This window comes from Ruegeria sp. PrR005 (genome assembly GCF_010500245.1).
GTDB classification, from domain to species: domain Bacteria; phylum Pseudomonadota; class Alphaproteobacteria; order Rhodobacterales; family Rhodobacteraceae; genus Ruegeria_B; species Ruegeria_B marisflavi.
In genome coordinates this window covers 317,178-343,296 of the sequence record NZ_JAAGOX010000022.1, presented here as the reverse complement: position 1 = coordinate 343,296, position 26,119 = coordinate 317,178, and the positions used below count along the sequence as shown (strand labels likewise).

Here is a 26,119-nt window from a genome sequence, read left to right as displayed (position 1 = left end):
CAGCAGTTGCGTGCCGCGGGGTCGGTTCTTCTCCGGATCAGTTCGCGTAATCCGGTGTGTACTTCTCGATCAGCATCTGCGCTTCGTCGATCAGCGCCTGACCGTCGATGCCCTTGCTGTTCATGTCGGCGACCCACTCATCATAAATGGGCTGCGCCAGCGCGCGCCATTCGGCCACCCCGGCCTCGTCGATGGTGATGATGTTGTTGCCCAGGTCTTCGGCAACCTTGCGGGCTGGCCCATCGGAATCGGCCTGTGTGCCGCCCGCAAACACCGAGAAATCAAGACCCGAGTTCTTGTCGACAGCGGCTTTCAGATCATCCGGCAGGCTGTCGTACTTGGCCTTGTTCATCGCCAGAACGAAAGTCAGGGTATAGAGCGCCTTTCCGGAGAACTCGGTGTGGTTCTCCACCAATTCCGGAACCTTGAGCGCAGTGGTGACTTCCCACGGAATAGTGGTGCCGTCGATCACACCCTTGCTGAGTCCTTCGGGAACGGCGGGAACCGGCATGCCGACCGGGGTCGCGCCTAGTTTGGTCAGCAGCGAGTTGACCGACCGCGAACCGCCGCGGATCTTCATGCCTTGCAGGTCCTCGGGTTTTTCCACCGGATCCTTGGTATGGATCATGCCGGGTCCGTGAACCCAGGTGCCAAGAATGTGCACATCCTTGAACTCGGTGTCCTTCATGTGTTTTTCGAACATCTCCCAATAGGCACGGCTGACCGCACGGGCATTTGTCATCATGAAGGGTAGTTCGAACACCTCGGTCGAGGGGAAGCGGCCCGGCGTATAGCCGACCACAGTCCAGACCACATCCGCCACACCGTCTATGGCCTGGTCCATCAGCTCCGGTGGCTTGCCGCCGAGTTGCATCGAGGGATAGCGCTCGACCTTGATGCGGCCGCCCGAATCCTTCTCGACATTGTCCGCCCAGACATCCAGCACCAGTTTCGGCACATTGGCCTGCGCCGGCAGGAACTGGTGCAGCTTCAGCGTAACCTCTTGCGCCAGCGCGGTGCCGGCGCCGAACCCGGTCGCCAGAGCCGCAACCGCAGCACCACCGATCAGACCCAGAATCTTTCTCCGATAGGTCATGTTATCCTCCCTTTGACCCTCTCTAAGCAATATAATGCTCATTTATCTCATATTTGCAATATATTGCTACACTCCTCTCAAAAGGCCCCGATCAGACGGGCGCCGCCAAAAAACAGCTTGATCGAATCGTACCACTTTTCTTCCGACATGGTGCGTACCATTGCATTTTGGATCGTCACTAATAGGCCAGCGTGATTTTGGATGCGATCTGGCTCATCACTTGATTGGCGCCATGTTTAATGCCCCTCTGGACAGGCTGGAATCAGCGACCCGCCCACCATTCTTTTCAAACGCAGCAAGGATGCCCTCGCAATCATAGGCTACTCTGCCGGCCCAAGCGTCAGCGCGATCGGATCCAGCCCGTCAATGCCGCCGATGATCACATCCCCGGCCACGACCGGGCCAACCCCGGCAGGCGTGCCCGTCATTACCAGATCGCCGGGACGCAAATGGTAATAGCCCGACAGGTGGCTGACGATCTCGTCAATCTTCCAGATCAGCTCGGACAGGGTGGCGTCCTGTTTGACCGCGCCATTCACTTCGAGATGGATGCGCTTGCCATCTTCGGGCGACCAGTCTGCCACCCGGGTCAGAGGGGCAAAGACCGCCGCGTTCTCGACATCCTTGCCCAGATCCCAGGGGCGTTTTTTATCGCGCTCGCGGATCTGCTGGTCGCGCCGGGTCATGTCCAGCGCGCAGCCATAGGCATAGACCGCGTCCCAGGCCTCGGCCCGGCTGGCACGGAACACCGGCTTGCCGATGGCAAAGGCCAGCTCCATCTCGTAATGGAAATTCTCGGTGCCCGGCGGATAAGGCACGGTGGCCCCGGTCAGGATCGCATTGGCGGGGGATTTGGTGAAATAGAACGGCGCCTCGCGGTCGACCTCGTTGCCCATCTCGGCGGCATGGGCGGCATAATTGCGCCCGACGCAGAATATACGACCAATAGGATAGGTGGCGCTTTCGCCCCGGACCGGGATGCCCGGTATCGGGGGAAGGGTGAACAGGCTGTCGCTCATCTGGCGCGTTCCTCGTAGTAACCAAGTTTCTCTTGCAGCGGGCGGTCGTGGATGCGGACCAGGAACGCCTCGCGTTCTGACTCGTGCCGAATGCGGGCAAAGACTGGCGCGGTGAACGTGTCCTTTGGACCCCATTCGATCACCTGCCCGTCGATCTCGCTGCGACCAGCCCCGGCGATCACGTGAAAGGCCGAGGAACATGACCGCAGCGGCGGCGTCTCGACCTGACCGGCCCTGAACATCATGGCGGTAAAGCCCAGCGCCGGCAGCACATCCTCGCCCGTTTCGGGGTTGATATAGTCCAGCTCAGCAATCCCCTCGCCATAGGCTGCCATCTGGCGCAGCGCCGCCTCGGTCGCGGCCCAGGGATAGCGCATCATCGGATAGCGCCGCGCGCCGCGTCCCGGTCGCCGAGATGGTGCCAGCCCGGCGGCCCTGTATTCGACCTGACTGGCATCGGGGCGGTTGCGCTGCGCCTGCAAGTCGCCCTCGATCGCATAAGACCCTTCGAGCTGCACGAAAAGAGGCAGGTCGAGCGCGTCGAGCCAGATCACGGGCTCGTCTCCGTCATGCCCGTGATCGTGCCATTCGCCGCCCGGCGTCAGCACCAGATCGCCCGGCTGCATCGGCAGACGCTCACCATCCACGACCGTATATCCGCCCTGCCCCTCGACCACGATCCGCACGGCCGACGGCGTGTGGCGATGGGCCGGCGCAGACTCTCCCGGAAGCAACAGTTGCAGTCCCAGATAAATAGTCGCGGTCGCCTGCATCGCCCCCGCACCGCGCCCCGGATCAGACAGAACCAGCACCCGACGCTCGGCCTTTTCCACCGGCGTCAGCTCTCCGGCACGCAGCAAGAGGGGCCGCACCGCCGGATAGGACCAATGCCCCGAGCGTGTCACGGGCTTCGGCGCATCATGCGGCAGCACATTGCGCATCATCGGCCAAAGCGGCGCAACACCTGCCGCAGCCATCTGATCCCGATAGTCCTGCGGCAGTTCCTCTAGTGTGCCAAGCTGCTCGGTCATTTTCCCTCTCGAAGTGATGCCGCCATCTTAGGCCGGTCTGACGTTCTGGCAACTGGCTTGTCCCAGAACAGTGCCCGGCACCGATGCGCGGCATCTCGCCCGCAACCGAAAATTGCATCGGCGCTTTTTCGCGCAATCCTTGCCTTTATGTTTCAAAGCGGTAAAATCAATATTGCGCTACTTTTGGTTGTGCGTCTTTCTGGTAGCAAAGGTGAGACAGAGACAATTTCGGAGATCTCGGAACATCGTGCTGACGGGCAGACCCCCTCGTCCCGCTCAGTTTTGAAAGGTGCCGTCCCTACCGGCACGCAGATGTTCCGACGACCCAGCGGCATGGACGGTGACCATTACGTCCGATTTCTGCTGGAAGGTCAGGCGGCGCAGCTACATCTGGCCTGGCCCTTCTGCCGGAGAGAACCCCCTCCTCTCCGGCAGATTCACCTATCTGCCCGGACTCAGCTGGATTTTTCCTGGTAAAGCTCATTCAGCAGGTCAAGCAGGGTTTCGAAACGACCGGCCCCCAACTGCGTTCGGATGTCATCAAATACAGCCTGGCTTGCGCCCAGGTTGTCGCGAATGATCTTGGCTCCTGCCGGCGTAATGCTGACAATCTGCTTGCGCCTGTCTCCGGGATCCGGCTGCCGCGTGATCAGATCCTTCTCTTCCAGTTTCTGAAGAATCCGGGTCAGGCTGGGCAACAGCAGACACGCCTGATCCGCGATTCGAGTCGGGTCCTGCGGCCCCTCCTCTTCGAGGACACGAAGGACGCGCCATTGTTGTTCGGTAATCCCGACGTCCATCAGAATGGCACGGATCGGTCCCATCACACGTTCGCGCGCCCTGAGCAGCGCAATCGGCAAGGACCTTGAAGTTAAGGGCAAATCGGAGTTCATAACGAAGTCTTGCCGAAATCTCTGCGCCCCGCAACGGGCGAATGGCCTCAGGACGCCGGTCAAAACGGATTTGACAAGGTGAAATTAATTTCACATGTTAATAAAAATCAACCCTCAGCCAAGCAGGACTCAGATGCCAGTTCCCGCACCGAACCTGTACCCGCCGTTCAACATCGTGCGTCTCAGCCATGTGGAATACCGGGTGAGGGACCTGGCGGCCAGCCGCGCCTTCTATGTCGACATCCTGGGTCTTCAGGTTACGCATGAAGAGACAGGGCGTCTGTATGTGCGCGCGATGGAAGAGCGCGGTCACCACTGCATCGTTCTGGTTCAGGCCGATACGGCCGATGTCGGCGTGCTGGGCTTCAAGCTGTATGACGAACCAGACCTAGAGCGGGCCGAAAGCTTTTTCGCCGAAAAATCTTTGCCCACCGCCTGGGTCGAGCGCCCGCATATGGGCCGGACGCTGCGCACCCGCGATCCTTGGGGCATTCCGCTGGAATTCTATGTGCGGATGGACCGGCTGCCGCCGATCCATCAGAAATACCGACTGTATAACGGGGTGAAGCCGCTTCGCATCGACCATTTCAACATGTTCTCGGCCGATGTGGATGCCAGTGTCGCCTTTTACGGCGAGATGGGGTTTCGCGTCACTGAATACACAGAAGATGATGAAAGCGGTCGCCTCTGGGCCGCCTGGATGCACCGCAAGGGCGGCGTGCATGACGTGGCCTTTACCAACGGGCTGGGCCCGCGCCTGCATCACACCGCCTTCTGGGTGCCGACCCCGCTCAACATCATCGACCTGCTCGATCTGATGAGCACCACCGGCTATGTCGCCAATATCGAGCGCGGGCCGGGGCGGCACGGGATCTCGAACGCCTTCTTCCTTTATGTCCGCGACCCCGACGGGCACCGGATCGAGATCTACTGCTCGGACTATCAGACCGTCGATCCGGATCTGGAACCGATCCGCTGGTCGCTGACCGACCCGCAGCGCCAGACGCTATGGGGGGCACCCGCGCCCAAAAGCTGGTTCGACGAAGGGTCAACCTTCGAAGGCACTGAGCCGGTGCCGAGCGCCCTCAAAGCGCAACCGATCATTGCCCCCTGAGGGCAGGCGAGGATACGATAGATGAAATGGGATGAATTCGCCGATTGGGGCCGCAGGGTTGCCGACTGGACGCAGGATTATCACCTGACCGTGGGCGACCGCCCCGTGCGCGCCCGGACAGAGCCGGGCGCAGTGTTGAACGCCCTGCCCGCAACACCGCCCGAGACACCCGAAGCGATGGAAGATATCTTTCGCGATTTCGAGGATATCGTGATGCCTGGGATCACCCATTGGCAGCACCCGCGCTTCTTTGCCTATTTCAACTCGAACGCCTCGGCGCCCTCGGTGCTGGCCGAATTCCTGGCCTCGGCCATCGCGCCGCAATGCATGTTGTGGCAGACCTCGCCCGCCGCGACCGAGATGGAAACGCGGATGATGGACTGGCTGCGTCAGGCACTGGACCTGCCCGAAGGATTCGCGGGCGTGATCCAGGACAGCGCCTCGTCGGCGACGCTGGCGGCGGTCCTGACACTTAGGGAAAAGGCGCTGGGTTGGCAGGGGAACCGGCAGGGGCTTTTCGGCCAGAAGCCGCTGCGGGTCTATTGCTCGTCCGAGGTTCATACTTCGGTCGACCGCGCCATCTGGGTAGCCGGGATCGGGCAGGACAATCTGGTGCGGGTGCCGATCAAGGGCAGTTGGCGCGGCATGGATCCCGACGCGCTCGAGGCAGCGATCAAGACCGATCTTGCGGCGGGGCTGCACCCGGCTGGCCTGATCCTGTGTGTGGGCGGCACCGGCACCGGGGCCACCGACCCGGTGGATCGCTGTCTGGACGTCGCCGAGAAATACGGGCTCTACACCCATGTGGATGCGGCCTGGGCAGGGTCGGCGATGATCTGCCCCGAGTTCCGCCATTACTGGCCCGGCATCGCGCGCGCCGACAGCATCGTCTTCAACCCGCATAAATGGCTGGGCGTTCAGTTCGATTGCTCCGCGCATTTCCTGAAAAACCCTGACGACCTGGTGCGCACTCTGGCAATCCAGCCTGAGTATCTCAAAACTCACGGGCGCGACGGCATCATCAATTACTCTGAATGGTCGGTACCGCTAGGCCGCCGGTTCCGTGCGCTGAAACTGTGGTTCCTGATGCGCAGTTACGGGATGGAGGGGCTGCGCCAGCGGCTGCGCAACCATATCGCCTGGTCGAGCGCATTGCATGACCGGCTGGCTGCCGAACCCGATTTCGAGATCGTGACGCCGCCGATGTGGTCGCTCTGGACCTTTCGCTATCTGCGCAAGGGCGCCGACCCGGACGAGTTGAACCAGCGGCTGGTCAACGCGATCAACGATGACGGGCGCATCTATCTGACGCAGACCCGCGTCGATGGCGCGCTGGTGATCCGGTTCCAGGCGGGGCAGTTCGAAACCACCGAAGGTGACGTGATGATAGCCTTTGACGTGATCACCGAAATCGCCCGCGCCCTGACCTGAGAGCTGAACAGCAGCGGCGCCGCAACGCCGCCTTGCGCAAGACCCAAGGAGACCCCCATGCCCGCCCCGAAGAACCCGTTCAAACAGGCCCTCGCCGAGGGCAGACGCCAGATCGGCTGCTGGATGAGCTTTGCCGAACCCAGCGTCGCCGAGATTATGGGTACATGCGGGTTCGACTGGCTGGTGGTGGATGGCGAACATGCGCCCAATGACATCCGCTCGATCCGCGACCAGTTGACCGCGCTGGCGGCCAGCCCCTCGCACCCGGTGGTGCGGGTGCCGGTGGGCGAGGATTGGATCATCAAACAGGCGCTGGACGCTGGCGCCCAGACGGTTCTGGTACCTATCGTGGAAAGCGCCGATCAGGCGCGTCAACTGGTGCGCGCCTGCCGCTATCCACCGACGGGCGTACGCGGTGTCGGCGCCACTGCGGCCCGGGCCACCATGTTTGGCAGTATCAGCGAATACATCCAGACCGCTGACCAGGAGATCTGTCTGCTGGTGCAGGTCGAGAACCGCGCCGGCATCGCAGCATTGGACGAGATCCTGACCGTCGACGGGGTGGACGGTGTCTTCATCGGCCCCGCCGACCTGTCGACCGACATGGGGTTCCAAGGCAATAGCGCCGCGCCCGAGGTGCGGGCGGTGATCGCCGATGCCATTCAACGTATCCGGGCGGCGGGCAAGGCACCGGGCATCCTGGGAACAACCGACGAGGCAACTCAGGCCTATCTGGACATGGGCGCTCAGTTCGTGGCTGTCGGGCTGGACGTGATGCTGCTGGCCAATTCCGCGCGGCGGCTGTCGGCGCAGTGGAAATCTGCCTGACTCAAACAAGATACCCGGCGCCGCCCACACGCATCCGATACGGGTACGTATTTCCGCATAATTGACCGAAACCGCTCCTCACAACTAGCCTGTTGCCATTCTAAGCACGACGCGCCGACACCCAAGGCGCACATTGGGGAGGAGAAACATGAAACGCATTCTGTGCGCAGGGGCAGTGTCCGTCTTGGCACTGGCATCCGCTGCGGCCGCCGACATCAAGATCGCCCATGTCTATGGCAAGACCGGCCCGTTCGAGGCCTATGCCAAACAGTCCCATGACGGGCTGATGCTGGGGCTGGAATATGCCACCGGCGGGTCGATGGAGATCAATGGCGAAAAGATCGTGGTGATCGAGAAAGACACCCAGCTCAAGCCGGAAAACGGCAAGGCGCTGCTGGAAGAGGCCTATGGCGACGACGAAGTTGATCTGGCCGTGGGCCCGGTCAGCTCGGGCGTGGCGCTGGCGATGCTGCCGGTGGCCGAGGAATACGAAAAGATCCTGATCGTCGAACCGGCGGTGGCGGATTCCATCACCGGGGCCAACTGGAACCGCTATATCTTCCGCACCGGACGCAACAGCAGCCAGGACGCGGTGTCGAACGCCATCGCACTGGCGGGCGAGAATGTGCATATCGCGACGCTGGCGCAGGACTACGCCTTTGGCCGCGACGGCATCGCCGCCTTCAAGGAAGCACTGGAGGGCGCAGGCTCGGGCATCGTGCACGAGGAATACGTGCCAACCGACACCACCGACTTTACCGCAGCGGCCGAGCGTATCTTTAACGCGATGAAGGATCTGGACGGCGAAAAACGCCTGTTCATCATCTGGGCCGGTGGCGGCAATCCGATGGGCAAGATCCAGGCGATGGATCCCAGCCGTTTCGGCATCGAGATCGCGACCGGCGGCAACATCCTGGCGGCAATGGCGGCCTACAAGGATTTCCCGGGCATGCAGGGCGCGACCTATTATTACTACGAGATCCCGCAGAACCCGGTGAACGACTGGCTGGTCAAGACCCATCAGGACCGCTTCGGCACCCCGCCCGATTTCTTCACCGCGGGTGGCATGGCAGCGGGTATCGCCGTGGTCGAGGCCATCAAGAAGGCAAGCTCCACCGACACCGAGGCGCTGATCTCGGCCATGGAAGGCATGGAATGGGAGACGCCCAAGGGCAAGATGGTCTTCCGCCCCGAGGATCACCAGGCGCTGCAATCCATGTACCACTTCAAGATCAAGGTCGACCCGAATGTCGATTGGGCCATCCCCGAACTGGTGCGTGAACTGACGATCGACGACCTGCCGATCCCGATCCGCAACAACTAACTCCCCGACCTGGCCGGTCCCATGGCGCGCCACGCGCCGGGACCGGCCTTTTTGCAAGCGGAAGACAAAGCCATGACATCCCCCATCCTCGCGACCGAGGGGCTGACCGTGCGGTTTGGCGGCCATGTGGCCGTTGACGCGGTCTCGTGCGCCTTTCACACCGGGGAACTCACCGCGATCGTGGGTCCGAACGGTGCCGGCAAGACCACCTATTTCAACCTGATCTCGGGCCAGATCCCGGCCAGCGCGGGTCGTGTCCTGCTGCGTGGGCGTGATATCTCGGGCCAGTCGGTGTCCCAACGCACCCGCGCCGGGATTGGGCGCGCGTTCCAGCTGACCAACCTGTTTCCCAATCTCAGCGTGCTGGAAAACGTGCGCCTGGTGGTGCAGTCCAAGGCAGGCCAGGGGATGAACCTGTGGTCGATGGCCAGCCGTCACACCGAACTGACCGAGGCGGCCGAAGCGATCCTGACCCGGGTGCGGCTGATCGCAAACCGCGACCAGACCGTGTCCGAGCTGAGCCATGGTAACCAGCGCAAGCTGGAGGTCGCATTGCTGATCGCGCTCGACCCTGCCGTCTATATGTTCGACGAACCCACGGCGGGCATGAGCGTGGACGAGGCACCCGTGGTGCTGGACCTGATTGCCGAGCTGAAAGAGCAGCGCGACCGGACGATCCTGCTGGTGGAACACAAGATGGACGTGATCCGCACGCTGGCCGACCGCATCATCGTGCTGCATAACGGCGCGCTGGCCGCCGATGGCGATCCGGCCACGGTGATGGCCTCGGACGTGGTGCAAGAGGCCTATATGGGCCGGGAGCTGGAAGATGTCTGATCCGATCCTGCGGCTGGAAGGCGTCTATACCAACATCGCCCAGTATCACATCCTGCAAGGGGTAGAACTGGAGGTGCCGCGCGGCGCGGTGACGATGCTCTTGGGGCGCAACGGGGTAGGCAAGACCACCACCTTGCGCACGATCATCGGGCATTGGCGTGCGCGTCAGGGCCGGATCCTGCTGGACGGGCAGGACATCACCCAGATGCCGACACCCGCCATCGCGCGGGCCGGTGTCGGGTTTGTGCCCGAGGATATGGGCATCTTTGCCAATCTCACGGTCGAGGAAAACATGGTACTGGCCGCCGTGTCCGGCCCCATCGACAGCGCGCGGCTCGACTGGGTGTTCCAGGCCTTTCCGCCGCTCAAGACATTCTGGAAGTCCGAGGCCGGGAACCTCTCGGGCGGACAGAAACAGATGCTGTCGATCGCGCGCGCAATGGTCGAGGAGCGGCGGCTCTACCTGATCGACGAACCCACCAAGGGCCTTGCGCCGGCCATCGTGTCGACCATGGCGCGGGCTCTGCGCGAGCTGAAGGCGCAGGGCGCCTCTATCCTGCTGGTGGAGCAGAACTTCTCGGTCGCGCGGGCGCTGGGCGACAGCGCCTGCGTGATGGATGACGGGCGCATCATCTGGTCCGGAGAGATGCGCGAACTGGCCACCGATGCCGCCCTACAGGAGCGGTTGATGGGTCTGAGCATGGAGGCCCATTGAGATGCGCGTGGAGAGGTTGGAGATGAGTATTTTTGACCAGAAAGAAGCTGGAGGCATGTCATGAGCATGGCCCCGGAACACGCGCCCACGATGGCGCGGCTGTCGCTGGCGCAGCGGCTGGCGCCCTGGATGCCGGTGCTGCTGGTGCCGCTGCTTGTCGTGGCCGGGCTGCTGGCGATCCCGAACACCTCGTCCTGGCTGACGCTGACGGTATCGGGACTGGCCATGGGGATGATGATCTTTCTCATGGCCTCGGGCCTGACGCTGGTCTTTGGCCTGATGGATGTCATCAACTTCGGTCATGGCGCGTTTGTCTCGGTGGGCGCATTTGTCGGTGTTTCGGTGCTGCTCATGCTGGGCGGCTTGACCGGCGCGCCCTCGCTGGCGCTCAACCTTGCGGCGATGGGACTGGCAGTGATCGGGGCGATGCTGGCCACCGGCGCCATGGGCTGGGCCTTTGAAAAGGTCATCGTCGAGCCGGTCTATGGCCATCACCTGAAACAGATCCTGGTCACCATGGGCGGGCTGATCGTGGTCGAGCAGCTGATCATCGTGCTCTGGGGCCCCGAAGAGATCTATATCTCGCGCCCCGAGGCGTTGAAGGGCGCGATCACATTCGCCGGCGCCGCGCTGGAGAAATACCGGCTGGTGGCGGTGGGCCTGGGTCTTGTGGTCTTTGCGGGTATGCGCTGGACACTCAGGCGCACCAAGATCGGGCTGATCGTGCGCGCCGGCGTCGAGAATGGCGAGATGGTGCAGGCGCTGGGTTACCGGCTGCGGCTGGTCTTTGTTGGTGTCTTCATCGCCGGATCCGCGCTGGCCGGGCTGGGTGGCGTCATGTGGGGTCTCTATCAAGAGGTGGTAAGTGCCCATATGGGCAATCAGGCGATGATCCTGATCTTTATCGTCGTCATCATCGGCGGGCTGGGCAGTGTCGAGGGCTGTTTCATCGGCGCGCTGCTTGTCGGCCTGATGCAGAACTATGTTGCCTTCCTGGAACCCAAGGTGGCGCTGATTTCCAATATCGGCCTGATGGTCGCGATCCTGATGTGGCGCCCGATGGGCATGATTCCGGTGGTGAAGGCAAAATGATCAAGGCGGTTCTTTCGGGCGACATGCCCCGCTCATCGGTGCTGGCTCTGGTCCTGGGGCTGATCCTGATCTGTCTGGCGCTGGCGCCGTTCCTGTTTCCCGGCGTGCGTACCGTCGACACGGCGGCACGGATCTGCGTGTTCATCGTGCTGGTGGCCAGTTACGATCTGCTCTTGGGGTATGGCGGTATCGTCAGTTTCGCCCATACCATGTTCTTTGGCATCGGCGCATATGGGGTGGCGTTGGCCCTGACTCATATGGGCCGCGGATTCGACGCGATCCTTGTGGGCGCGGGTGCGGGCGCACTGCTCGCGGCGGCGCTGGCCTTTGTCATTGGCCTCTTCAGTCTGCGGGTAAGGGCGATCTTCTTCGCCATGATCACGCTGGCGGTGGCCTCGGCGGTGGCGGTGCTGGTCAGCCAACTGTCGGGCCTGACCGGGGGCGAGGATGGGCTGACCTTTCAGACGCCGCGCACTCTGGGTCCGGCCTTCAAGTTCGGGGATGAGCTGTTCGGGGTGAAACTGAACGGCAAGCTGTTGTCCTATTACGTGGTCTTCTTGGGCAGTCTGGTTCTGTTCTTGCTGATGCTGCGGGTGGTGAATTCGCCCTTTGGCAGGGTATTGCAGGCCATCCGCGAGAATGATTTCCGGGCCGAGGCGATCGGTTATCGTGTGGTCTATTACCGGGTTGCCGCGACCTGCCTGTCGGCGGCGGTGGCGGCGCTGGCGGGCAGTCTCTATGCGATCTGGCTGCGCTATGTGGGGCCGGACACCACGCTGAGCATGGAGATCATGATCGACATCCTGCTGATGGTGGTGATCGGCGGCATGGGTACCATGTATGGCGCGGTGATCGGGGCGACGCTGCTGGTTCTGGCGCAGAACTATCTGCAAAACCTGATGGGGGCTGCCGGGTCTCTGGTCGAGGCTCTGCCGGTGCTGCCGCAGTTGCTGGATGCCGACCGCTGGCTTCTGTGGCTGGGTGTTCTGTTCATCCTCAGCGTCTATTTCTTTCCCACCGGCGTGGTGGGGCGTCTGCGGCGGGGTTAGGCCCGGCGGATACGCTCGGCGGCGGCGGCATAGCCACCCGCCGCCCCGTCGATGAAATGCACGTGATCGTCGCGCATGGCCGAAGGTACGAAACAGGTCATCATCGCCTCGTCCTGAGCAAACAGACCATAGCGGATCTTGCCGCGTTGGCGGGCCTCTTCAAGGATCGCCTCGATCCGTGCGCGTGTTTCGGCGTCGCAGTCGAGGGTCATCTTCAACCCGTCATCGAATTTGCGGAAATCGGCGTTGCGGCTGACCATGCGGGCATAATGGTCGGGTTGGAAGTCACCCAGCCGCAAACCAGTGCGGAACAGCAGCCAGATCAGCAGGTTCTGGCCCAGAAGCTTCAGTTTGTGCCGGCTCAGATTGCGGCCTTCGCGCGACACATGCGCATCCAGCAACAGGCCCGGCGGCGGCCAGGTCACGCCGGGGCCGCCGGGCGGGACGGGATGGCCGCCTCGCTCCAACCCGTTGGCGGCGGCAACGACCCGGCGCGCCAGATCGGCAAAGTCGCGCTCGGTCGCCTTGTCGCTTGGATGCACCACCATGGACAGGATTTGCCCATTGCGGGCACGCATGTTGGACCAGCGGCAGGACAGCCCGGTCAGATCCGGCTGCGCACCGGGCGGACTTGGGTCAACGGCGAACTCCCCGGCCTTCATCCGTGCCTCGGCCCAGGCCAGCCCCCGGCCCGAGAACATGGCATAATCGACACCTTGCGAAGCCGCATAGCGGGCCACCCGGACATCCCGACGGGCCGCACGGATGTCGGCCACCGGCACCAGCGCGGCGCGCAGGGCGATGCCGAACTCCTCTTCCGCCCAGCGGCGCAGATCGGCCAACACCGCGCGCACCTGTCCGGCCTTGTCGCCAGGCACCGCGAAACCAGCGCCGTCACCGCCGAACACATAGGGAAAGCGCAGGTCGCCCATCGCGTTTATCATGGCCGAGATCACCGCCGCGCCAACCATGTTCACGGTCTTGTAGCGCCCGCGCGCGATCTCTCCGGTACTGTCGACAATATCGGCGGTGCCCAGCACCCAGTCATCAGGGAGGGGCGTGAACCGAGATGGTTCCGACAGCTCGGGGAATTCCATCACCGGGCGCAGAGAGGCATAAAACGAATCCGGATCTTCAACCATTTGGCCCTCATGACAACACCATTCTAGATAGCAGCCTTCCAGCGAAATCCAGTGCCTTGCTGTGCAGTCGGCGCGCTTGTGCGCAAGCCGATAACATGGCAACCATCACGCACGCGTATATGTGGGAGGAAGGCGCATGCAGGCCGGTCTGATCATTCTGTGTCTGGCCTATGTGCTCAGCCAGTTCTTTCGTGCCTTTCTGGCGGTGCTGACCGCCGATCTGGCCCGTGATATCGGCGCGCGACCCGACGATCTGGCCTTTGCCTCGGGCCTGTGGTTCCTGACCTTTGCCGCGATGCAGATCCCGGTGGGCTGGGCGCTGGACCGGATCGGACCGCGCCGGACGGCGGCGGCATTGCTGCTGGTGGGTGGCGGCGGGGGCGCGGCGCTGTTTGCGGCAGCCACGGCGCCCCTCCATATCAGCGCCGCAATGGTACTGATCGGGATCGGCTGTTCGCCGGTGCTGATGGCGTCTTACTACATCTTTGCGCGCGAATACCCGCCCGCGCGCTTTGCCACCTTGGCCGCCGTGATGCTGGGGGTGGGGTCGGTTGGCAATCTGGTGGCCTCGTACCCCACCGCGCTGGCGGTGGAGCTGATGGGCTGGCGCGCGACACTCGCTGGACTTGCGGCGATATCGGCGGCGGTGGCAGCGGGTATCTGGCTATCGGTGCGCGACCCCGAGATGGTGCAGCATGACAGCAAGGGGTCGCTTCTCGACCTGCTGAAACAGCCCCTTTTGTGGACCATCCTGCCGCTGATGCTGGTCGCCTACGCACCGGCCGCGGCGCTGCGCGGGCTGTGGGCGGGGCCATATCTGCGTGATGTTTACGGCCTCGACACCGGGCAGATCGGGCAAGCGACACTGATCATGGGTGCGGCAATGATTGCGGGAACCTTTGCCTATGGGCCGCTTGACCGGATTCTGAAGACCCGCAAATGGGTGATCTTCGGCGGCAATCTGGGCGGAGTACTGGCTCTGGCTCTGCTCGTTCTGTGGATCGACCTTGGCGTCTGGTCTTCGGTCGCACTGTTGGCGGCGATCGGCTTTCTCGGCGCCTCGTTCCCGGTAATCATGGCGCATGGCCGCGCCTTTATCCCGGCCCATCTGGTGGGGCGCGGAGTCACTCTGCTCAACCTCTTTGGCATTGGCGGCGTGGGGCTGATGCAATTCGTCACCGGGCGCCTGCATGAAAGCTATGCCGCTGCTGGCGCCGCCGCCCCCTATACCGCGATCGTGACCTTTTTTGCGGTGTCTCTGGCGGCCGGTCTCGTGATCTATCTGTTCAGCCGCGACAGTCTGGCCTGACTGGGGCCTTTCCTCGCCCTCACTTTCCCTGTATGGAACCGCCGCCGGTCAAGGCGACCGGGTATATCTGGAGAAACAAGAAAATGGGTTATCGCGTCGTCGTCGCTGGCGCCACGGGCAATGTGGGCCGCGAAATGCTGAATATCCTGGCCGAGCGCCAGTTCCCCGTGGATGAGATTGCCGCGCTGGCAAGCCGTAAATCCCTGGGCACCGAAGTCAGCTTTGGCGACAAGACTATCAAGACCCAGGATCTGGACACTTTCGATTTCACCAGCTGGGATATGGCACTGTTCGCCATCGGCTCGGACGCGACCAAGATCTATGCGCCCAAAGCGGCCGCTGCCGGTTGCGTGGTGATCGACAACAGCTCGCTCTACCGCTACGACCCCGAGATCCCGCTGATCGTGCCCGAAGTGAACCCGCAGGCGGTCCACGGCTACGCCAAGAAGAACATCATCGCCAACCCCAACTGCTCGACCGCGCAGATGGTGGTGGCACTGAAGCCGCTGCATGACCGCGCCACGATCAAGCGCGTCGTCGTCTCGACCTATCAGTCGGTGTCGGGCGCGGGCAAGGAAGGTATGGACGAGCTGTGGGAGCAGACCAAGGCTGTCTATAACCCGACCTCGGACGTGCCCCCGAAGAAGTTCCAGAAGGAAATCGCCTTCAACGTCATTCCCCATATCGACGTCTTCATGGAAGACGGCTCGACCAAGGAAGAATGGAAGATGGTCGCCGAGACCAAGAAGATCGTCGATCCCTCGATCAAGGTCACCGCAACCTGCGTGCGGGTGCCGGTCTTTGTCGGCCATTCCGAGGCGATCAACATCGAGTTCGAGGAGTTCCTGGACGAGGACGAGGCCCGCGACATCCTGCGCGAGGCGCCGGGTATCATGGTGATCGACAAGCGCGAACCCGGTGGCTACGTCACGCCCAAGGAATGCGTTGGCGATTTCGCCACCTTCATCAGCCGCATCCGGCAGGATTCCACCGTCGAAAACGGGCTGAACCTGTGGTGCGTGTCCGACAACCTGCGCAAGGGCGCGGCACTGAACGCGGTTCAGATCGCCGAGTTGCTGGGCCGCGAGGTTCTGAAGAAGGGCTGACACCGCCGTGACACGATATGCGCCGCCCCCGTCCAGATGGATGGGGGCGGTTTTCTTTTGTCTGAGAGGTGGTGCAATCATTGATTGTGCGAATCCGGGAGAGAATCACTAAATCCCTTCCAGAAACCGTGTGTTTCCCAGCGAGCGAAAATCTGTCCGGAACAAGACAAACTTGGGCCAAGACGTGGACAAACTTTTGTTTTAATTGTGATTTTCCACTTTTTCGCCACAAAATTGCGCGATTCCCGACCGAATCTCAGCCAAACATTAGAGCATCAGGAAATTAACCCTTCGGCCCAAACGGCAGCGGCAGCCGGAACAGACCTCAAAAGAGGTACCGGTAAAGTTGTATCCGCCGACGCGCCGCAGCCGAAGGCACGACAAGAGTAACAAGTCCGGTTCAAGGCGACGAGACGAAGTTTCCCAAGCCTGGGCCCCTAAAAAATCGAAACGCAAGGCGGTATCGCCTCTGACCAAAGAGGAAAACGAAAATGGCAACCATCATCACCTTCCGTCGCCCCGAAGCGCAAAACCTGGTCGGCGAAAGCCACGGCCGGTCGGACAATGTCCTGTCGATGGCCGAATGGCGCGCACAGGCCCATCCGCTGCGCACCGCGACCGGCGTTTTCTTCGTCACCAACCCTTGGGGCACATCCGGCGACGCCGCCTGAGCCCAACCATAGAATTCAGCCATTCAGAACACCAGGAGCACCCAGATGAACATCTCTCTCGCACAGAAAGCCCGCCAGAACCGCATCGCCGCGCTGGAGTATCTGCGCCGCACCAAGCAAGGCGCCGAGGCCGAAGGTGAGGTGCTGAACTTTTTCGCCCATCGGGCGCGGGAAAAGGCGAAACCGGTGTTCTTCTCGGTGCGTGCCCGGATGGACGACGAGCGGATCGCGGCCTGACACCCCACCCTGGCCAAGAATTCAGGAAAGGCGCCTTGCGGGGCGCCTTTCTTGCGTCATGACTTCGGCCTTTCGGGTGTATCGCCCAATATCCAGGCGTCAGATCAGCCGTTCTCGCGCAGGATATTGCCCGCCAAATAAAGCGAGCCGCAGATCAGCACGCGCGCGGACGGATCCTTGGACACGATACCGGCCAGCGCGGCGGTGACATCCGGCGCGGTCGAGGCAGTTAGACCGACGGCTGTTGCCGCCGCGGCTGTCTGCTCGGCGGACAGGGTGTTCGCCTCGCCCGGAATGGAAACGGCTGTAAGGCTATCTGCCTGACCTGCAAGTGGACGCAGATAGCCTGAGACATCCTTGGTGTTGAGCATGCCGCAGATCAGGTGTGTCGGCCGCGCCGGAAGACGTGCCAGCAAATCTGCCAGCGCCTCGCCCGCTGCCGGGTTGTGGCCCCCGTCAAGCCACAACTCGACCTGGGGCGCCATTTGTGTCAGGGGACCTGTCTTCAGCCTCTGCATCCGGGCGGGCCAATAGGCGTTGGTCACGGCCGCCTCATACGCAGCCTCACCCATGTTCAGGTGTCGCAATGCCGCCAGCGCCGCGCCTGCGTTCTGGATCTGGTGCCCCCCAAGCAAGTTGGGCAGCGGCAGGTCGCACAAGCCGGTTTCATCCTCGAACACCAGCCGCCCGTGTTCTTCCCGCACATGCCAGTGTTGGCCATAGGCGATCAGAGGCGCGCCAAGACGGGCAGCGGTGGCTTCGATCACCTCCATCACCTCGTCGGGCTGGGGACCAACCACCACCGGAACGCCGCGCTTGATGATCCCGGCCTTTTCGCCCGCGATCTTGGCCAGCGTGTCGCCTAGGTATTGCTCGTGATCCATCGAGATTGGGGTGATGATCGACAAGGCGGGCCGCGCAATCACATTGGTCGCATCCAGCCTGCCGCCCAAGCCCACTTCGAGCAGGGTGTAATCCGCAGGCGTCCGGGCAAAGGCCAGAAGCGCCGCGCAGGTGGTGATCTCGAAATACGTGATCGTCTCGCCGTCATTTGCGGCATAACATTCGTCCAGAACCGCCACCAGATCGGGTTCCGAGATCAGCTCTCCCGCCACCCGGATACGTTCATGGAACCGCGCCAGGTGCGGCGAGGTATAGGCATGGGCCGACTTGCCCGCGCCTTCGATCCCGGCGCGGATCATCGCCTGGGTCGATCCCTTGCCGTTGGTGCCCGCGATATGGATCACCGGCGGCAGGCGGTCCTGCGGATTATCCAGCGCGGCCAGCAGGCGCCACACCCGGTCCAGCGTCAGGTCGATGATCTTGGGGTGGAGCGCCATCATCCGTTCAAGGATGACATCGGAACCGGGTGTGGTCATGATTTGGCAGCAGCCTTGGACTCGGTGGGTTTGGGCGCGGCGGTTTTTTCGGCCGCTGGTTCATCGGCCTTGACCGCCGGTGCCGGCAATTCCCCGCGCACGACGGGCGGCAGTTTCATCAGCATCCGGGTGATGGTGATCAACTCGTCCCGCAAATCCGTGCGCTTGACGACCCGGTCCAGCATGCCGTGATCCAGCAGGTATTCGGCGCGCTGAAACCCTTCGGGCAGAGTTTCCCGGATGGTTTGTTCGATCACGCGCGGCCCGGCAAAGCAGATCAGCGCATTGGGTTCGGCGATATGCACATCACCCAACATGGCATAGGAAGCCGTCACGCCACCGGTCGTGGGATGGGTCAACACGACGATATAGGGCAGGCCCGCCTCTTTCAGCATCTGAACAGCCACCGTGGAACGCGGCATCTGCATCAGGCTCAGGATGCCCTCCTGCATGCGGGCGCCGCCAGCAGCCGAGAACAGGATCAGCGGGCGCTTGAGCTTCACCGCCTCTTGCGCCGCCGCGATGATGGCATTGCCCACATACATGCCCATCGACCCGCCCATAAAGGAAAAGTCCTGTGCAGCCGCCACGATCGGCGTGCGGCCGATCTCGCCGGTGGCGACCAGCATGGCCTCTTTCTCGCCGGACCCCTTTTGGGCCGCCTTCATCCGATCAGGATACTTCTTCTGATCCCGGAAATGCAGCGGATCGGCCACTGGCTCCGGCACGTCCACCTCGACAAACACGCCGCCATCGAACAGCCCCGTGAAACGGGCGCGCGGCGAAATGTTCATGTGGTGACCACATTGCGTGCAGACGTTCAGGTTCTCCGCCAGTTCGCGGTGGAACAGCATCGTCCCGCATTCATCGCATTTCTGCCAGAGGTTCTCGGGCACCTCGCGACGAGAGAAGATCGAATTGATCCGCGGCCGGACGTAGTTCGTGATCCAGTTCATTTGGAAACCCTGTGAAGCTGCACTCGGGTCAGATAAGGTGATGTGCCCGGAAATGCAATCAGCGACGCAATGCAACCCGCGCAGCAAGCCAGGCCACGAACATCACCGCAAAGTCGACCGCCAGCCAGGCACGCAGGCTTTCGGTATCGGCCATGTCATAGGGCAACAGGTAGAGCGACAATCCGCTGAGGCTGCCCGGCAAGGCGACGATCAGCAGCGCCACCATGTTGTTGAACAGATGCATGGCAATGGCCGGGCCAAGCGTACCCGACCGGGCCGTGATATCGGCAGTGAACATTCCGAATACAAACGACCAAAGCGCAATCAGCAGCGCGTTTTCACCCGCCTCAGCAGGCAGGTAATGACCCAGGGCAAACAACAAGGATGGCAGCACCATCCAGACAATCCGGCTCCGGAACCGCGCGGCAATGGCCTGCTGAACATAGCCCCGGAACAGGATTTCCTCGGCGCTGGTCTGGAGGCCGATGGCGACAAGCGACAATGGAAGCAGCGGCAGCCAGAGCCCAAGCGACAGATTGTCCTCCAGTGGTTCGCCCATGTCGTAGGGCGGCAAGATAAGCAGAACCACACCAAGGCCAACCAGTGTCCGGAACACCCGCCAGAACTGCGAAGCCGCAAGGTGCGGTTGGCCCAGGATTCCCCAAAACCTCCGCTTGTTGACAAACCGTGCGGCCAGGGCAACGCCCAGGGTAACAAACAGAAAACTGCTCAACAGCAGGAGAAGTCCTGAGGGCGTCGTTCCCGCCAGAAAGCTTTCCGTCCATTCTGGCGAGGCAAACCTGGAAACCGCAGCCAGGACCGCCGTATTGCAGGCCAATACAAACACCGAGATCAGCGCCAGCCCCAGAAACAGCCGCCATATCTCGGGCTTCGACCTGCCTGGCGCAACCAATGCCTCATGCGCGGCATAGGCGTCTGGCTTAGACATCGGGGGAAACTCCTCGAACATCGGGGAGTCGCGTTTTCATATCCGGGTCGGTAAAATCGGTAATATTGAGGCGCGCGGCACGCAGAATGTCACCCGCTTCGACCAGGTGCCCGGAAACGGTCTGAAGAAGCTGTAGCGATACGGTGGCATCATGCTCGATCACCGCCCTGAACTCTTCCGCGCCGATCCGAAGGAACTTGCTGTCGGTTTCGGCAATCAGGTCCATCGGCCTGGGTTGACGCGTGATGATCGACAGATCTCCGATCAACCGACCCGGCCCGACCAGGGTAATCGGTCGTTCGCCCGGGGCATCGTCCGGCCAGCGCAGCGCGGCACGGCCTTCGAGGCAGAGATAGGCCGCATCCGCCGTCTGCCCGTGCGAAAAGATCACCTGTCCGGCCGGGACATCGTACCATTGCGCCGAAAACGCCAGCAGCCGCTGGTTACGGGTGTCGAGCCGCGCAAACAGCGGGGTTGCGGAGATGATCTTGAGCTTGCGATCCAGATCGACCCCCGCCGTTTCACCCAGATCCACATGCGCATCGGAAATGCCATCTATCCGGCCATGCCGGATGTCGACGAAAAGATCATAGGCTTCGGGATGGGCAAAACGGTCTTCCATAAAAAGGATGATCGCGTTCGGCAGCAGGTCGCGCAGCTTCTGGCGCGTGCGCAAACGGCTTTCCGAATCGTGGCTGGCCAACACCTTGTCCAGAATCAGAATGTCGGGCCGCTTGATCGCGGCCCGGGAAAAGGCCGCGCGTTCCTGAAACACCGTCGGAAGGTTCGCGCCGCCCAGACCCGCAGGCAGGTCATAGATGATGGCCGCCAGTTTCCGCCTCAACCCCGCTTCGTTCATGATCTCGGCCACGGCGTCTTCGATCTCTTCGGCACGCGCGCCCGCCATGATCGAAACGCGCCCGAAAAGCGCGTTTTCCAGAACTGTCAGGCGTGGAATATAGGTGGACGGGTCAACCGCAACAAAATCGCTGCCAACCAGTCCGCGCAGCCGGTCCGCACGGGTGCGGCGTATGGCAAGGATCTTTTCCTTGTATTCCTCTGGGAACGCGGGGCCAATCTGCTCGGCGGTAAGCAGGAAGGGAACTGTCATCAACAGCGCCCGGTCATCCGTACTCAGCGCCTCTGCCCCACGGGCCGCGTGCCTGTCCGCGATGTCGAGCAGGTGCAGATAGGTTTCGTCTTCCAGCCCGAGTTTGCGGAACAGCGGGTGCTGGGTTCCGTCCCGGCCAAAGGTTTGCCGCAATGTCGCGACAACACCCAGCGCCATCGACATCGCCTCGTCAGCCAGCCCCTCCTCGTACAGCATCGGGATGAAACGGCCATCCGAGACCAGTTGATCCTGGGAAATCTTGCGGGCGGGAGCAGCATACAAAAGGTTGCCGCCCAGCGGCACCGCAGGATTGAAACGCTCCGGATCAAATCGGTAGACCAGATCGGCCAGGCCGCGCTCGGCCAACCGGTGCGCGACCGTATCGCGAAGCGCCACGATCTCGTCGGCAAGTGCGGCATGGGCGCGAACGTCGATCATCGACCGCAAGGTGCGGCGAAACATGAACTCGTCGGTGCCCATCGCCTCGACCAGCTGAAACCACCAGTCCCTGATCTGATCGACATCCTCCAACCCGGCCAGAGAGGGATCGATCCAATCCCCATCCAACCCGTCGCTGCTGTTCCCGGCCTGAATTGCTTCGATCTGCCGGCTCGTCGGCCGCATCTCCGATGCGTCACCCTGCTGCGGGCGGACGCGCAGCGGCATCATCAGATTGTCACCCAGCGTTCCGTCGAACAGGTAGGGTCGGGAATGCGCATGCCCGATCCTCGCCGCGATCACGGACTGATGCAATTCGTTGATCGGGTGTCCAGACAACAGCACCTGCCCCCGCGAGGGCAGGATCTCTCGGGTCAGCAACTGCGCAAGTGCTGCGCGTTCCGCCGGACGATCGGACTGGATCGCAACCCGCGCGGCGGGCGGAATGGTCAGGTTGATATCTTCCAGAATCGTGTTGCCATCCTGATCCCGCACGGTGACATCGCGCAGCTCGATCGGCCCATCCAGCCGCGGAATGGTCTCAGGCTCGCCCTCGAACAGTTCAGCCGGTATCATGTCGAGCGGCGCAAACCGTTCGGTCACCACCTGCCAGCGCAACGACATGTCCTGCACCTGGTTGTAGTAATCGAGAAGTTCCTTCCAAGGGCTGGAGAGATCCTTGTAGGCCGCCAGCGCCGCCACAAGCGCCCCAACGGTGATCTGCCCCTGGATCGCCAGATAACCGCCCACCGAATAGAACAGGAACGGCGTCATCTGAGAAATCAGGTTGTTCAGGAACTTCATGAAGAATTTCTTCTGATAGATCCTGAACCGGATATCGTAGAGCCGCCCGAGCCGATCTGTCACCTGCGCCAGCCGGTAGCGCCACCCGCCGTTGGCGCGCAGATCCGAGATTCCGGCGGCGGTTTCGCCGATCTCGGAACTCAGCCGCCTGACTTCCTGAATGCGGGCCTTGTTCAAGAGGTTGATCTGGCGCTGAAGCTTGGGAATGATCCAGGCCTGCAACGGGATCAGCGCGACTGAGGCAAGCCCGAACCAGACGTTTTGCATGAACAGGAACGTGACGATTGTCAGCATCTGGCCCGCCTGGAACACGGGTTGGGCGATGGCATCGCCCATCAACCCGCCCATGGGCTCGGCCTCGGACGTGATCATCGAAACCAGCTCGCCCTGGCTGGTGGTCTGGTAATAGCTGCGCGGGAACCGCATCATCCGACCGATCAGCATGTATCGCAACCGCCGGAGCATCCGTTCGCTCAACACCCCTTTCATGGTGTTGAGTTTCATCTTCATCAGCCCGCTGATCAGCACCATTGCCAAAAACGCCAGGCACAGGGCAAACAGGTACTGGATCTGGGTCAGTTCCACGCCCCAGACGGTGACGCGGTTCAACTCGGCGCCAATGGCATCGTTGATGATCCGCTTGGGCAATTCCAGCGAGGCATAGAGAAAGGGAAAGGAAACCAGCGTCAGGGCCAGCAGGGTGAGTTGCTGTTTCCTCGAGTACTTCCAGATGAAGGAAAACAGACTGGGCTCCATGTCCCACCTTTCGTCACCGCACTGCAAACCCACGGCCCAGCGTCTGAAACGCGGCTATTCCCGGAATAAGGACGGTAAGCATTGAAGGCTGCAAATTCAAGCGCTTCGACCGGTGCGGGATCGACGTCACCTTTGCCGACAATCCCGCCAGCCCCGCGATTGTTTCCACCCGGTTGAAAAAAAGCGCCCAAACTCGGTTCTTGGGCTTAATTAGTTAACATCCTTTCGTTAAACAGAGAAAATACCAAGTCACCACTTTTGACGGGCGGAAATGGGCAGGCTACTGGACAGATTGTTTCACTTGCGCGAGATGCGGCGCTGGCGCGCGGCGGCGCGCAATTCGCCTGCCGCGCCGCTGTCCGAATTGCGCCGCCAGCGTAATCGCGCCCGTGACCTTCGGACTCATCTGGACCGTCTGATCAATGTGGCCGACGGTCGCCTTGCCCTGCCATTGATCGGGTCATCCTACTTTCCCAAGCCGCATGGAACCGATTGGTCCTGGCGGCCCGAATTGTGGCGTGGGCCGCTGCCGACGCCCGGCCTGTCCTCGGTCCCGACACGTTCCATGCTCGGAAATGAGGTGACCCTGTTTCACGACTGCGAGTTCTCAGAACTGACACTCCGGCAGTTGCGCAACTTGCGCGAGGCGGATCTGGCGCCCTACGGCTTGCGGATGGACGTTTTCAAATTCGACGGGTCCTTCCTCTCGCTGGTGATCGACCTCCCCGAGGATGCGGTGGACGGATTGACCCGCGCGCACCTGTTGCGGGTGGACACGATCATCGAAACGGAGAAACCGCTGGAGATCTTCGCCCGCCTCAACATCCGGCACGGGCCCAACACCGAACAGATCGTTCGGGAATTGCCACTGCACGAGCAGGATGTGATGGTCGAATTCGATCTGGCCTATTCGCGGCTCAATGAGAAGCGGATCGAAAAGATCTGGCTGGACCTGATCTTTGAAGCACCCGAAATGAACCAGGTGGTGATCCGCGACCTGACGTTCTGCCGGCACCGCCGCGCCGCCTTGTGAACGGGAACATGACATGAGCGAACTTACACTCACCAAAATCCGGTTCCGCAATTCGGTTTGGGAAGGGCGCATCGCCGGAGCACCCACCACCGGCAAGCGGCCACGGATCGAGGTCACGCATCTGGATCAACCGGTAGACGGGGTTGAACTGGTCGAAGGCACCGACAGTACGTTCTGGACCCTGACCGTTCCTGTTCCGGAGTACGCCATCGCCGACGGCGTGCAGACATTCCTGATCCGGGACGTCGATGCAGATGCAAAGCTTGGCAGCTTCACCATCATCGCCGGAGAAAGCGTGCCCGACGATCTGCGCGCTGAAGTCGAGCTGTTGCGGGCCGAACTGGACATGTTGAAGCGCGCCTTTCGGCGTCATTGTCTGGAGACCCTTTAGCCCCGATAAACCGGCTTGGAAACGAAGGAGCCGCGCCCGTCGGGCGCGGCTCCTGTCGTATTCACGGTGCGTGGCTTACTTTGCCGGTGTGAAAGCCGACAGGCCCTTGAGGATGTCGATCGCATAGGCCAGCTGGTAATCTTCCTGCCGCAGTTCGGCGGTGGCCTCGGCCTTGGCCCGATCTTCCTCAATCTGGCGGATTTCATCCTCGCTCAGGCTGTCATTGTTCAGACGGCCACGCAGATCGGCCTCGGACCGGGCGCGGGGCGAGGTCGCCTCTTCCTCGGCCTCGGTGCGACGGCGCGGCTGTTCAACCACGATGTCCGGGCTGACGCCCAGCGCCTGGATCGAGCGGCCCGACGGCGTATAATAGCGTGCGGTGGTCAGACGCATGGCGCCATCGCCCCGCAGCGGCATCACCGTCTGGACCGACCCTTTGCCAAAGCTCTTGGTCCCGACGACAATCGCCCGGCGATGATCCTGCAATGCACCGGCGACGATTTCAGAGGCCGAAGCCGAGCCCCCGTTGATCAACACGACCACCGGCTTACCCTGCGCCAGATCGCCATCGGTGGCGTTGAACCGTTCGCCGTCCTCCGGGTTGCGGCCGCGGGTCGACACGATTTCACCGCTGTTCAGGAACGCGTCCGAAACCTTGATCGCCTGGGTCAGCAGTCCGCCGGGATTGTTGCGCAGGTCCAGAACGATACCGTTGATCTTGTCGATACCACCAGCTGCTTCGACCTGCTTCTTCAGCCCCTCTTCCAGGTTAGGATAGGTCTGATCGTTAAACGTGGTGACCCGCAAAACAACCGAGGTGCCCTGGGTTCGGGCACGCACGGCGGTCAGCTTGATGGTGTCGCGGATGATCGAAACGTCGAACGGCTCGTCCTCGCCCTCGCGCACCACGGTGATCACGATCTCGCTGCCCACCGGGCCGCGCATCAGTTCCACCGCCTTGTCCAGCGTCAGGCCCAGCACGCTTTCACCATCCACATGGGTAATGAAATCGCCCGCCTCGATCCCAGCCTCATCGGCCGGGGTGCCATCAATCGGCGACACCACCTTGACGAAGCCCTCTTCCTGGGTGACCTCGATCCCTAGCCCCCCGAACTCACCCCGTGTCTGCACCCGCATCTGGGCCGCATCCTCGGGCGACAGGTACGAGGAATGCGGATCGAGCGAGGTCAGCATTCCGTCAATCGCCGCCTCGATCAGTTCGCCCGCGTCGACCTCTTCAACGTACTGCGCACGGATGCGTTCGAAAATGTCACCAAACAGGTCCAACTGTTCGTAGACCTTGGAATTGCTCTTTGCCTCTTGCGCCACCAGCGGACCGGCCACCTGTGTCGTTGCAATGATACCCGCCAGGGTTCCGGCCAGACCGGCCACAACGAATCTTCTCATG

24 protein-coding genes are annotated in these 26,119 nt (G+C 62.0%); 14 read left to right on the top strand and 10 right to left on the bottom strand.

Going from position 1 to position 26,119, the window contains the following annotated elements; translation table 11 throughout:
- Positions 1–37 precede the first annotated feature (37 nt).
- From G0P99_RS14130 to hpaR, 4 genes are all read right to left on the bottom strand, one after another.
- A complete protein-coding gene (locus G0P99_RS14130) occupies positions 38–1,096 on the bottom strand; it encodes a TRAP transporter substrate-binding protein (protein WP_164130878.1) in 1,059 nt (352 codons plus the stop codon).
- Between the two features lie 320 nt (positions 1,097–1,416).
- Complete coding sequence (locus G0P99_RS14125; protein WP_164130876.1) at positions 1,417–2,115, bottom strand: fumarylacetoacetate hydrolase family protein; 699 nt, start codon at positions 2,113–2,115, stop codon at positions 1,417–1,419.
- Positions 2,112–3,146 carry a cupin domain-containing protein gene (locus G0P99_RS14120; protein ID WP_164130873.1) on the bottom strand — a complete coding sequence of 345 codons (1,035 nt, stop codon included), beginning with the start codon at positions 3,144–3,146 and terminating at the stop codon, positions 2,112–2,114. Before G0P99_RS14120 ends, G0P99_RS14125 begins: the two co-directional genes overlap by 4 nt.
- A gap of 455 nt (positions 3,147–3,601) precedes the next feature.
- The gene (hpaR, locus tag G0P99_RS14115) at positions 3,602–4,039 is read right to left on the bottom strand and encodes a homoprotocatechuate degradation operon regulator HpaR (RefSeq protein WP_164130871.1); all 438 of its coding nucleotides are present in this window, start codon (positions 4,037–4,039) and stop codon (positions 3,602–3,604) included.
- 133 nt (positions 4,040–4,172) lie between these two features.
- On the opposite strand from hpaR, the gene hpaD reads away from it, so the two are divergent.
- From hpaD to G0P99_RS14075, 8 genes are all read left to right on the top strand, one after another.
- A complete protein-coding gene (gene hpaD, locus G0P99_RS14110; protein ID WP_164130869.1) occupies positions 4,173–5,153 on the top strand; it encodes a 3,4-dihydroxyphenylacetate 2,3-dioxygenase in 981 nt (326 codons plus the stop codon).
- Positions 5,154–5,174: 21 nt separating this feature from the next.
- A complete protein-coding gene (locus tag G0P99_RS14105) occupies positions 5,175–6,584 on the top strand; it encodes a pyridoxal-dependent decarboxylase (protein ID WP_164130867.1) in 1,410 nt (469 codons plus the stop codon).
- Between the two features lie 57 nt (positions 6,585–6,641).
- Positions 6,642–7,412, top strand: a complete 771-nt coding sequence (locus tag G0P99_RS14100) for an HpcH/HpaI aldolase/citrate lyase family protein (RefSeq protein ID WP_164130865.1) — start codon at positions 6,642–6,644, stop codon at positions 7,410–7,412.
- A gap of 148 nt (positions 7,413–7,560) precedes the next feature.
- Positions 7,561–8,736, top strand: coding sequence for a substrate-binding domain-containing protein (locus G0P99_RS14095; RefSeq protein ID WP_164130863.1), 1,176 nt, complete (start codon positions 7,561–7,563; stop codon positions 8,734–8,736).
- A 72-nt stretch (positions 8,737–8,808) separates the two neighbouring features.
- On the top strand, positions 8,809–9,573 hold the full coding sequence (locus G0P99_RS14090; protein WP_164130861.1) for an ABC transporter ATP-binding protein: 765 nt from the start codon (positions 8,809–8,811) through the stop codon (positions 9,571–9,573).
- Positions 9,566–10,288 (top strand): ABC transporter ATP-binding protein, encoded by a 723-nt coding sequence (locus tag G0P99_RS14085; protein ID WP_164130859.1) that lies wholly within the window; start codon positions 9,566–9,568, stop codon positions 10,286–10,288. The genes G0P99_RS14090 and G0P99_RS14085 overlap by 8 nt, the downstream gene beginning before the upstream one ends.
- 60 nt (positions 10,289–10,348) lie before the next feature.
- Positions 10,349–11,380 (top strand): branched-chain amino acid ABC transporter permease, encoded by a 1,032-nt coding sequence (locus tag G0P99_RS14080; protein WP_164130857.1) that lies wholly within the window; start codon positions 10,349–10,351, stop codon positions 11,378–11,380.
- The gene (locus G0P99_RS14075) at positions 11,377–12,429 is read left to right on the top strand and encodes a branched-chain amino acid ABC transporter permease (RefSeq protein ID WP_164130855.1); all 1,053 of its coding nucleotides are present in this window, start codon (positions 11,377–11,379) and stop codon (positions 12,427–12,429) included. Before G0P99_RS14080 ends, G0P99_RS14075 begins: the two co-directional genes overlap by 4 nt.
- Here G0P99_RS14075 and G0P99_RS14070 read toward each other — a convergent pair.
- Positions 12,426–13,571: a DUF3095 domain-containing protein gene (locus tag G0P99_RS14070; protein ID WP_164130853.1), complete on the bottom strand. Its 1,146-nt coding sequence runs from the start codon at positions 13,569–13,571 to the stop codon at positions 12,426–12,428. The two genes, G0P99_RS14075 and G0P99_RS14070, sit on opposite strands and share 4 nt — an antisense overlap.
- 136 nt (positions 13,572–13,707) lie before the next feature.
- On the opposite strand from G0P99_RS14070, the gene G0P99_RS14065 reads away from it, so the two are divergent.
- From G0P99_RS14065 to G0P99_RS14050, 4 genes are all read left to right on the top strand, one after another.
- On the top strand, positions 13,708–14,880 hold the full coding sequence (locus G0P99_RS14065; protein WP_164130851.1) for an MFS transporter: 1,173 nt from the start codon (positions 13,708–13,710) through the stop codon (positions 14,878–14,880).
- Between the two features lie 83 nt (positions 14,881–14,963).
- Positions 14,964–15,986, top strand: coding sequence for an aspartate-semialdehyde dehydrogenase (locus G0P99_RS14060; RefSeq protein WP_164130849.1), 1,023 nt, complete (start codon positions 14,964–14,966; stop codon positions 15,984–15,986).
- 491 nt (positions 15,987–16,477) lie between these two features.
- Positions 16,478–16,657 carry a hypothetical protein gene (locus G0P99_RS14055; protein ID WP_164130847.1) on the top strand — a complete coding sequence of 60 codons (180 nt, stop codon included), beginning with the start codon at positions 16,478–16,480 and terminating at the stop codon, positions 16,655–16,657.
- A 45-nt stretch (positions 16,658–16,702) separates the two neighbouring features.
- On the top strand, positions 16,703–16,894 hold the full coding sequence (locus G0P99_RS14050) for a hypothetical protein (RefSeq protein ID WP_164130845.1): 192 nt from the start codon (positions 16,703–16,705) through the stop codon (positions 16,892–16,894).
- Positions 16,895–16,998: 104 nt separating this feature from the next.
- On the opposite strand, the gene G0P99_RS14045 is transcribed toward G0P99_RS14050, so the two are convergent.
- Genes G0P99_RS14045 through G0P99_RS14030 form a run of 4 tightly spaced genes read right to left on the bottom strand, consistent with a single transcriptional unit; the run spans position 16,999 to position 23,287 of the window.
- Complete coding sequence (locus G0P99_RS14045) at positions 16,999–18,273, bottom strand: folylpolyglutamate synthase/dihydrofolate synthase family protein (protein ID WP_164130843.1); 1,275 nt, start codon at positions 18,271–18,273, stop codon at positions 16,999–17,001.
- Positions 18,270–19,229, bottom strand: coding sequence for an acetyl-CoA carboxylase, carboxyltransferase subunit beta (accD, locus tag G0P99_RS14040; protein ID WP_164130841.1), 960 nt, complete (start codon positions 19,227–19,229; stop codon positions 18,270–18,272). The genes G0P99_RS14045 and accD overlap by 4 nt, the downstream gene beginning before the upstream one ends.
- 58 nt (positions 19,230–19,287) lie before the next feature.
- Positions 19,288–20,178 (bottom strand): CPBP family intramembrane glutamic endopeptidase, encoded by an 891-nt coding sequence (locus G0P99_RS14035; protein ID WP_164130839.1) that lies wholly within the window; start codon positions 20,176–20,178, stop codon positions 19,288–19,290.
- Positions 20,171–23,287, bottom strand: a complete 3,117-nt coding sequence (locus G0P99_RS14030) for an ABC transporter transmembrane domain-containing protein (protein ID WP_164130837.1) — start codon at positions 23,285–23,287, stop codon at positions 20,171–20,173. Before G0P99_RS14030 ends, G0P99_RS14035 begins: the two co-directional genes overlap by 8 nt.
- A gap of 271 nt (positions 23,288–23,558) precedes the next feature.
- Here G0P99_RS14030 and G0P99_RS14025 point away from each other — a divergent pair, with 271 nt between their 5' ends.
- A complete protein-coding gene (locus G0P99_RS14025) occupies positions 23,559–24,320 on the top strand; it encodes a DUF6478 family protein (protein ID WP_164130835.1) in 762 nt (253 codons plus the stop codon).
- Positions 24,321–24,333: 13 nt separating this feature from the next.
- A complete protein-coding gene (locus G0P99_RS14020; protein WP_164130834.1) occupies positions 24,334–24,711 on the top strand; it encodes a hypothetical protein in 378 nt (125 codons plus the stop codon).
- 75 nt (positions 24,712–24,786) lie between these two features.
- Here the strand turns inward: G0P99_RS14020 and G0P99_RS14015 are convergent, their stop codons facing one another.
- Positions 24,787–26,118, bottom strand: coding sequence for a S41 family peptidase (locus tag G0P99_RS14015; RefSeq protein ID WP_164130831.1), 1,332 nt, complete (start codon positions 26,116–26,118; stop codon positions 24,787–24,789).
- Between the last annotated feature and the right edge of the window lies 1 nt (position 26,119).